The 6,182-nt window shown below is 31.0% G+C and carries 4 protein-coding genes and 2 pseudogenes; 1 reads left to right on the forward strand and 5 read right to left on the reverse strand.

What is annotated here, in order from left to right:
* Positions 1 to 72: 72 nt before the first annotated feature.
* The 5 genes and pseudogenes from PGC35_RS20450 to PGC35_RS20470 all read right to left on the reverse strand — a co-directional run bounded on the left by PGC35_RS20450 (position 73) and on the right by PGC35_RS20470 (position 5,103).
* Entirely contained in the window at positions 73 to 432 is a 360-nt protein-coding gene (locus tag PGC35_RS20450; RefSeq protein WP_375220494.1) for a hypothetical protein, read from the reverse strand.
* Positions 433 to 664: 232 nt separating this feature from the next.
* Positions 665 to 1,002 (reverse strand): annotated as a pseudogene (locus tag PGC35_RS20455) (SMI1/KNR4 family protein); the annotation flags it as partial.
* Between the two features lie 563 nt (positions 1,003 to 1,565).
* Entirely contained in the window at positions 1,566 to 3,122 is a 1,557-nt protein-coding gene (locus PGC35_RS20460; protein ID WP_375220495.1) for a hypothetical protein, read from the reverse strand.
* 800 nt (positions 3,123 to 3,922) lie between these two features.
* Positions 3,923 to 4,270: a hypothetical protein gene (locus PGC35_RS20465; protein ID WP_375220496.1), complete on the reverse strand. Its 348-nt coding sequence runs from the start codon at positions 4,268 to 4,270 to the stop codon at positions 3,923 to 3,925.
* Complete coding sequence (locus PGC35_RS20470) at positions 4,267 to 5,103, reverse strand: ParA family protein (protein WP_375220497.1); 837 nt, start codon at positions 5,101 to 5,103, stop codon at positions 4,267 to 4,269. The genes PGC35_RS20465 and PGC35_RS20470 overlap by 4 nt, the downstream gene beginning before the upstream one ends.
* A gap of 634 nt (positions 5,104 to 5,737) precedes the next feature.
* On the opposite strand from PGC35_RS20470, the pseudogene PGC35_RS20475 reads away from it, so the two are divergent.
* Positions 5,738 to 6,046: pseudogene (locus PGC35_RS20475) on the forward strand (JAB domain-containing protein); the annotation flags it as partial.
* Positions 6,047 to 6,182 lie beyond the last annotated feature (136 nt).

Below are 6,182 nucleotides of genomic sequence, written 5' to 3' on the forward strand. Positions count from 1 at the left end.
GCCACAATGCCTTTCATGACCATTTCATTCTCCTTGCTCTCTTCTTCACAACCATTGAACAGTTGGTTTCTACTACGCAGATCTCATATGATTCACAATTTTTTGAAGCCCTGATAAATTACCTTTTCCTAAGGTAGAGTAATAATCTATGTGCTTCTGTACGGCATCTAAAGCATTTATAAAGAAATCTTCACCAAATTCTTGTCTAATACTTTCAATTAAGTATTTATTTGTATCATTGTTGAACGCTCTTTTATATTCTTCTCCATTCATCATAGCCAGAAATATGGTAATAAAAGCTTGTGCAGAACCTTCCGTCATACCCGTAGCCCTATGAATTTTAATTTTCCCTTCACTTCTACTCACTTGTCCTGAATATACTTTTTTTGCTATTTCATAAGCACCTTTACTCATTTCCATGGTAATCTTCATTTATTCATCCCCTCCAAAATATTTTGATTATTTAAAGAGTAACACATAAAGTTGCAGCCGTGTCTTAGCAAATAATTTGTCAAGACACGGTTGCAGACCCACGGAAAAGAGATAAAAATAACGTTAGCTTATGTGGAGTTTTACGACGCAATAGGTTCTGAAAGTGAAACAAATATGCCAACAAAATGTTGACTTTACTTGTTTAACTAAAGCACCCGTAGTTGAATAAGGTTTATTCGTCCTCAAAGTCATCCTCGGTCTCTTCTTCTGAAATTAACATAATAAACTCTTTCAAATTAGGGGCATATTCTTCAAGTTCTACATCTTCGTGATACCAAATACAAATCTCATTTTCCATTATTCCGTTATTTACTTTAAAACATAATTTATCTCCTGAACCATCATCACCGATTGCAATAAGGTCTTTCGAGATATCTTCTTCTATGACTTCAGTATTTTGCCTAAAAAAACATCACAAGTCTTTTTTGGATTTCTATGATCTTTGATAGGATAAAGTGTCCATCCACCTATTTCTGCATTATTGATTAATTTGAAAAGTTCCTTATATTGTTCTTGACTTTAAATCATAGCAACTAGATTTACTATTTGATAAATTTGAAACATATAAATCATCACAAACAGCAAAAGAAAAGGTATCCATCAGTTCATCGATGGATACCTTTTTTTATGCAAAAAATTCGCAGTTTTGTGTGAAAAGAAATTAATAAATGTTAACTCGATTACATATACTGATATATTAATATGTATTTTACATATCAAATAAGATTTAATACTAAATAACAAATAACATTAGGAATAAGGGGTATAAATATAATCACTCCTAATTCCAGTAGTACCAGTGGATTTATAGTCGCTGTTATTTTCTTATTCTTTTCTAATGTCTTAATAAATGCTAACAAGTTAATTTAGCTAGTTTATTGTTTAGATAACTTTTATATTGTGTAATTTTATGGAAATTAAAATTGACGATAATTCACTAAACTTCTTAATATACATAATAATTAAAAATTCTAAAAGCCAAGAAAGAAATTTAGACATGACAAAAAACCGTCCTTCATTGCTGTTTTGAGAATGACGGTTAATTTGGTGTGTACTATTATTTTACGAAAATATTAATCTTTGATCTCTAACCAATTATAAAAAGGGACGGGGTTTGTTTTTGATACATTCGTTATCACCGTATGGATTGGAACCTTAATCCCATACTGTTCCCAGAGTAAGTTTAATTGTAGGTTATATTTTTCTTTTTGAATTAAAATACCTTGTTCCGCAAATTCGACTAGTTTTTTATGGAATTCTTTGATTGATAGTTCATTAACGTCAAGATCTGCCTGTATATAAGATTCCTTAATAAATGTTTGATTATTCTCCATAAGGGTTCTCCAGCCAGAAGAATATTGCGTCCAAAGCATATAATCAATTCCCATTTTATTTAAATGATCATCCAATAGTAATTGTTGCTGTTTAGAAGAATAGGAAACAAAATAATCAATTAGCATCGGTTCCTTTTGCATTTGCACTTTATAACCATTACATAGGAGTTCTATTTTGCTACTCATCAATTCTTTGTATGAGGAATCTCTTGTTAGTCGGTTTCGTACATCTGCAAGACCAACAATAATTTTTTGAATTTCAGGCAACACATAAAAATCCATGAAATAATTTGCTGCCTTCTCTTTTTCATCATTGAATAAGAATACTTCTTGTTGTGATTCTAGGTATGCTGAAAGAGCCTTTCGATAAATCGTCAGACCAAGGGTACCTAATCTTGAATAAAGGTTGTTTTTATAGGAAATAAAAATATTTTTAGTTAATCCTTTTACTTCATCTGCAGGAATGTGATGTTTATTAAGTAGAAGGTTTAGTTCTGTTTCTGATGCTTTTACTGGATGTGATTTTTGAACTAATGATTTAGGTATAGTTACTTTTAACACGCGGCGTTTCATTCTTTCTTTACTAGTGCGTAACTTACGAGTAAAGGTTTCTTGGTTAGTATTATCTAAAGGCACGTTGAAAAAACGATAGAAATCTTCTCTAACAGAGATTGTTTCTTTCGTTAAAAGTATACTTTGTTCATTAGAACCAGTAATTTCTGCATTGATGAGACCAGAATCGATCAACTTTATAACTGCATCGGCAGCTTCACGAAACGTACCAAAATAGTTTACGCCAGTATTAGATGTATGTAGTTTATTTCGATATAAGTTTTCCATTATTACGCTATGAGGAGTACCGGGCATCTTTGCAGTTAAAAAATAGTAAAATAATCTTTTTGCTTTTAATGATAGGTTACGAACAAGCGCATCTGTAAGGATAGGTAGATTAGGAACGTACTCATAGGTACCTTTCGAGGAAAATCCATTTGTAAATAGGTGAAAATGAGAATAAAGTGTAGTTCCCGACCATTTAAGGTATCCAAATCGAACGGCTTCACTTATTGCAAAGCGAAATGTATCTTCCCTCATCTGTAAACCATATCTTAGGTCTTCAATAGGAAGTCTAACCATTCCATCAAGATCTACAAATGGAGTTATATATACTAGAAGATCTAAAGTAGAAGCATTCACTGGTAAATCTCCGCGACCAAACTGAGCAAGTTTAACTTTGCTCAGTTTAGCTGTAGATATAGAATATGTATGTGGTAAGTTTAAATTTTCCAATGCTATCATATTACTTCCTCCTTGATTGAAGTTGCCACTCCAGGAGGCTGCTTAAAAACAGCTTTAGTTGCTTTTACGAAATTCATATATTAACTATTCAAAGTATGTATTAGCTGCAATTATAACGTATGTTTAGAGTGACACTAATTGAGTGTCGTGATATAATTAACTAGAAATACAAAGTTCAATTCTTTGAATTTTGTTATATAAATGCGAAAAGCTATTTCCCGGTGTCCGGCCAAAGACTTTAGGGAGTGGCTTTTTTTCTTTGCTTTTTCTTATTAATAATTCATATAAAAGAACAGTTTTATAAACTATTATCATAAGTATAAGCATAGAAAAACATTGATACAATAACATTTTTAACACTTTTAAAAACACGTATACTCATATATACATATACTCGCATATGAATATATGTATATATGCATATATGAGCATACGAATATGCACATATATGAAAATACATAAATACACGTATATACACATACGCATATATACACATATGTATATATGCGTATGTGTATATGTGTATTAGAAACGTTAAAAATAAAGGATTATTTGAAAAGAAAATATTCCATATATTCATATATACGTATACGAGTATATGTATATATGAATATACTCGTATATATGTATATCTACATACACATATATGCGTATGCGTATATATGTGTATGTAGATATATGCGCATATTCATATACGCATATGTGCATATGCAATATTTTAGCGAAAATAAAATTAATAAAAAACCTGATATTCTCTAAAACTTAGTAGAATATCAGGAATACATATTTCAATAGGTAACTTACATATCTTTTGAATTCAACAAATCCATAATTAGATCAAATTGCTTTTTTTCTTCCTTTAGCAAGTTATTAGATTTATATTCATCTAGCATTATTTCAATAAGTTGATCCACACTATCAGCTTTGTTTAGATTAACAAGAGCATTCAATTGTTTTTGCGTTGATTTCCTCACACGTACACTTGTAATTTTTTTATCGCTTTTAATTATCTTATTAGTATTTTCATTTACCTTAGTTATAGTTGAAGTTGGTGTAACTTCATCTAACTTAAATTCTGTTGTTGGTGTAATTTGAGGTCCACGGTTTAATAATTTTTTCTTTGAATTATTATTTAATAGGTTACTCATCTATCAACACCTACACTTTCAAGTTCTTTATTCAGCCGTGTTAAAAATTCGTTAGCAATCGTCTGATAGCTTTTATGTACTTTATTATCATGCATATCATCATTTGTAATTCCAGTTATATCAAAACGTTTTAATCTTTCCATATTTTTAACTACATTTTTGAAAAGATTATCTTCACCAAATATTTCTTTAGCATTTTCTAGTGTTGCTATGTCTACAGCTGCACCATTTTTTAATAGAACCGGTAAAATTCCTATAATATCTAAATTTGCACCATAATCATCGATTAATGATTGAAGATATCTTGTGAAGACCTCAGCACCTTGTAAACTTCGTTCCTGGGTCTGAAGTACAACTACTACAAAATCAGAAGCATATAAAGCGGAATCCGTAGTAATAGAAATTGTAGGTGGAACATCTATGAAAATAAAATCAAAATCCTTTTTTATTGGCTCGATGAGAGTTGAAAAATATCGAACCCGATCTACCTCGTTAGGGAATTTCTTTTCAAGAAACCTAGGATAAAGTGCGAAATCACTGAAACTAGGAAGTAAAAATAAGTTATCTTTTATCTCAGTAATAATTTCTTCAAGATTTTCCTCTTGAATAGCGGTCATTAATGTTTTATTAAAACTAACAATTTCATCTGTTATCTCTGATTTGGTTTTCAAAAACAAACTTGTAGCATTAGCTTGGGGATCTTGGTCACTTAAAAGAACCCGATATCCCATATCAGAGAGTGCATATGCGATCATCGTACTATTAGTAGTTTTTCCTGTACCGCCTTTAAAGTTTCCAAATGTTACAACGACAGCTCTTTCTTGTTTTGGCACGTATAATCCTCCTAAATTTCGAATATTGAAATATGGTATATAATGTTTTTATCTATCGTATATGAGTATATCATTAACTAAAACATTTTTCCTCATATTTTTATATAGATCACTTTATTATGTAAAATTATAGATTGAAGTATATGCATATACGAATATACTCATATATGTATATATGGTTATATAGAGCAGTTAATTCTTTCTAAATCAGCAAATTAAGAATAAAAATCAGGACCCAAAAATGCGTCAATATCAGTACATAGATCAGTAAGTTTCGAAAAAGAAAGAACGCTAAAAACAGCATTCTTTTTATTAGTGCATTTTTTCGATTTCTCCCCCATACGAAAATGCCGAGGGCGATTCATTCAACATTGTGCGTTTGCAACTAAAACAATGAGTGCGGCAGATTTTGCCTACCACACTGCTATCTAAGTTTCACCTAAAAACGCAAGGACCGTTAAATTTTTTTGCTTAACGGTTACTCCTACAAAATAAACTTAAGCTATTGCTGTGCAATTCCTTGTCATTTTTATTGCTGCACATGTTTACATGGCATGCCAAGAAATCGGAAAAAATTCCGCCTTCCGCCTTCGATTGCGGCTCACAAAATCAAAAAACATAGGAGGAAGTATAAATGGCAAAATTCAATCCAATCTTTGAAATCGTTTTTATCAAACAAGAGGTTCGTGAAAATCATGAGGCTACAGAAGTGTATAAAGTCCGTAGCCCTCAAGATTGTGGAATGCTAGCAGTAGATTTAATAGGTAGCGAAGATAGAGAGGTATTACTTGTATTATGTTTAAACACCAAAAATGATGTTGTAGCCATCCATCGTTGTCATGTAGGTTCACTAAACTCAAGAATCGTACATCCAAGGGAAGTCTTTAAATCAGCAATTTTCAACAATGCCGCAAGTATCATAATTTCACATAATCATCCATCGTTTAATTGTTTAAACATAGTAACCTAAACTAGAGTACTCTAAGTACTCTAAGTTTAGGTTTTTTTAATTTCAGTGCTTTGACTATTTAATATATAAAGGTATTATTCATAGTAGTTAAAGTGTTTAAAGGAGGGGA

The organism is Psychrobacillus sp. PGGUH221, from assembly GCF_042055255.1.
Taxonomy (GTDB): Bacteria; Bacillota; Bacilli; order Bacillales_A; family Planococcaceae; genus Psychrobacillus.